The organism is Syntrophales bacterium (genome assembly GCA_030655775.1).
In the GTDB taxonomy this organism is placed as follows: Bacteria; Desulfobacterota; Syntrophia; order Syntrophales; family JADFWA01; genus JAUSPI01.
This window is the reverse complement of sequence record JAUSPI010000142.1, coordinates 1-2,961: the sequence shown is the minus strand read 5'-3', so window position 1 is coordinate 2,961 and position 2,961 is coordinate 1. Positions and strand designations below refer to the sequence as shown.

Below are 2,961 nucleotides of genomic sequence, written 5' to 3'. Positions count from 1 at the left end.
CTGCCTCCCCGGGGTTGGCGCGGTCTACCTCCTTATAGACAACTGAGTGCCAACCAAGGGGAGGCATCCAAAATTCTTCGGGACATCAATACTGACGGTTTCGTAAAAAGTTTTTTATTGTCACCCTGAATCATGTCCTGAACTTGTTTCAGGATCATTCAGTGTCTCTAACTTCTTGAAATAATTAGATGCTGAAACAAGTTCAGCATGACAAAGGATCAGTTTCATGACTTTTTACGAAACCGTCAATGCTCATTTACAAGTTTCGGCAATTTGATATAGTCCCCATTCTAACTTCCGGATGGCTGAATGAGGACGAAGAGGAAACATAATGTGGGGGAACAAATGAAAGGATATGTTCAGGTCTATACTGGCGATGGCAAAGGGAAGACGACAGCGGCTCTGGGGCTTGCCCTGCGCGCTGCCGGCGCCGGTCTCAAGGTGTATATTGCCCAGTTTGTCAAAGGAATGAGATATAGTGAGATTAATATCCTGGATAAACTGTCAGACTCCATTGCGCTAAAACAATACGGCAGAAGCTGTTTCATTAACAGAAACCCGGACGAGAAAGATATTCAAGCCGCACGAGAAGGTCTCAAAGAAGTCAAAGAGATTATGTGCTCCGGCAAGTACCAGATGATTATCCTCGATGAAGCCAATATTGCCACCCATTACAATCTCTTCTCCGTGGACGAATTACTGGATTTCATACGGGCAAAACCGGAAGAAGTCGAACTGGTTATTACAGGCAGAGGAGCAGACCCGCGGATTGTCAAAGAAGCTGACCTCGTAACGGAGATGAAAGAGATCAAACATTACTACCATAAGGGTGTTCAGGCAAGGGATGGAATTGAAAGATGAAAGAGAATCTGTGAGTTCAAAAAGTTTTATAATATTCCTGACAATTGTAGGAATGCTGATATACATACCATCGTCGAGGGCAAATGAGGAAAAGACCGTGGGTAACTCCGGCAGGATTATAATCACTGCCGACGAGATTAAAGAGATGAATGTCAGGACAGTAGTAGAACTCCTGAATCAAATACCCGGTGTAGATGCCAGTGAACACACTGTCTGCCTCCAGGGTTCTTATATGGTTCGAGTTCTGCTCGACGGTCGGCCGATTCATGACCCTCTGTCAAGCCATCGCGCCGTTAAGTGGAATTTAGTTTCCATAAACAATATTGAAAGGATAGAAATCTACAGGGAGGTGGAAGCGTAGCCTTTGGAGATGACAGCAGCGGGGGTGTGATCAGTATAACGACTAAAAAACTTGAGGGAGACAGGGGGAATATTGAGGTCTATGGCGGAAATTTCAAAACCCGGAGCTTAAGCGTCAATTGCAGGCAGGACATCAAACCTTTCGGCGTCGGATTATCCGCCGGCTGGGATAAGACCGACGGTTTTAGAGAAAATGACGATAGAGATAAAAAAAGGATAGGAACAAAAGTTAATTATTCGCCATCTAAGGAGTATTCGTTTGATTTGTCATTAGATTTTGACAAAGAAGATAGAGGAATGCCTGGTTTGCCCGCCTTCCCGACCCCGAGATCCAGATCAGAAAACGAGACCTTCGGTTCCTCTCTCCTATGTCAGATCAGGGGCTTAAAAAGCGGCACACACATAAGCCGCTTTAGAAGGGGAAGCAGAAACCCGGACAGCGGACTGGAGACTGTCTTGAACAGCTGGTCATTAATGGAGGATTTAAAGCGAAAATTCGGGGAGATAAACACGGGGGTAGATTTTGCGATTGCCGAGGTAAGCGGAAATAAGGTTAAGACGAAACAGGAAGAAAAATGCGGAATTCATCTTTCAAAAGATCATCGTTTTGAGAATCTTCCGCTGACTTTAAGCGGTGGGGTGCGCTGTGCTTATTACTCTGAATTTCAAGAGGTGGTTAATCCCGAGATTAAACTGTGTTTTGACAGGGACAATTTTAGCATCCGGACCGCTGCTGTAAAGACCAATAACGCCCCTTCATTCCTTCAGAGATATTACGAAAGCAGCACAACATCGCCAAATCCCGATCTGGGTATGGAAAAGGCGATGAATTACAGCGCCGCTTTTTCATACCATCCGGACAAGGTATTTGAAGGGGGCATCACTCTCTTCTACAACAGGGTGAAAGACCGCATAACATATGTGTGTGGAGAAGGGGGTACCGGAGGAGGGTATGAAAATTTCGGGAAGGTGACTCTCAAGGGAACAGAGGTCTCCTGTAAGTGGGAACCATGCGATTCTCTGGAGATCAAGCCATCTTACACCTATCTCTCAGCTAAGGACGATGATACGGGCAAATGGCTTCCCTGCAAACCAGAGCATAAAGCAAAATTTGACATACGATATAAACCTTTTGTCGATCTAACCGTGTATCTGGACACAAAATATGTCTCAAAACAGTATTCCCGCGCGGACAATACGGAATCTGTGCCAGGATATTTCATTGCCGATTTCCGAGCGGATTATTACCTGAAGAAGATAAGGTTGTTTATGAAGATTGAAAACCTGTTCGACAAGAATTACTTATACGGGGATGGCTATCCTGCGCCGCCTTTAACCTGGAAGGTTGGTTTGAATTATGAATTTTGAAAAAATGAAACCGGAAGCAAGATTTCTTAATAAAATATTATTCGCCATCGTTTTTTTTATAATCCTGTTGAGTGCCGCACCTGTATTTTCCTATCCGGTGAAGTTTACTGATAGTCAGGGTAACAATATCACTATTACAGAAAGGCCGTCGAGGGTAGTCTCTCTTGTGCCAGGCATAACCGAAATAATATTAGGAATAGGGGCAGGAGACGCGGTCAAGGCCGTTACCTATTACGACACTTATCCGTCTGAGACGGTCAATAAGGCAGTCGTCGGCGGCTTTTTTTCACCATCCATCAAGGCCATTGGCGCGATAAAGCCCGATGTAATTTTCGTTTCCAGCCTGCATAAAAAGGTAAGGGAAAAATTTGG

The 2,961-nt window shown here is 44.8% G+C and carries 4 protein-coding genes; all 4 read left to right on the top strand.

The features are described from left to right. The first annotated feature begins 309 nt into the window (after positions 1–309). Positions 310–861 carry a cob(I)yrinic acid a,c-diamide adenosyltransferase gene (cobO, locus tag Q7J27_07445; GenBank protein MDO9528975.1) on the top strand — a complete coding sequence of 184 codons (552 nt, stop codon included), beginning with the start codon at positions 310–312 and terminating at the stop codon, positions 859–861. Between the two features lie 10 nt (positions 862–871). Continuing rightward, positions 872–1,222, top strand: coding sequence for a Plug domain-containing protein (locus Q7J27_07440; GenBank protein ID MDO9528974.1), 351 nt, complete (start codon positions 872–874; stop codon positions 1,220–1,222). 26 nt (positions 1,223–1,248) lie between these two features. Further along, complete coding sequence (locus Q7J27_07435) at positions 1,249–2,589, top strand: TonB-dependent receptor (GenBank protein MDO9528973.1); 1,341 nt, start codon at positions 1,249–1,251, stop codon at positions 2,587–2,589. Then, the coding region (locus tag Q7J27_07430) for a hypothetical protein (protein ID MDO9528972.1) at positions 2,579–2,961 on the top strand (383 nt) is incomplete at its 3' end. The genes Q7J27_07435 and Q7J27_07430, both read left to right, overlap by 11 nt.

Coding starts and splice junctions, on each gene's coding strand:
- cobO (MDO9528975.1), top strand. CDS start 310: ATGAGGACGAAGAGGAAACATAATGTGGGGGAACAAATGAAAGGATAT.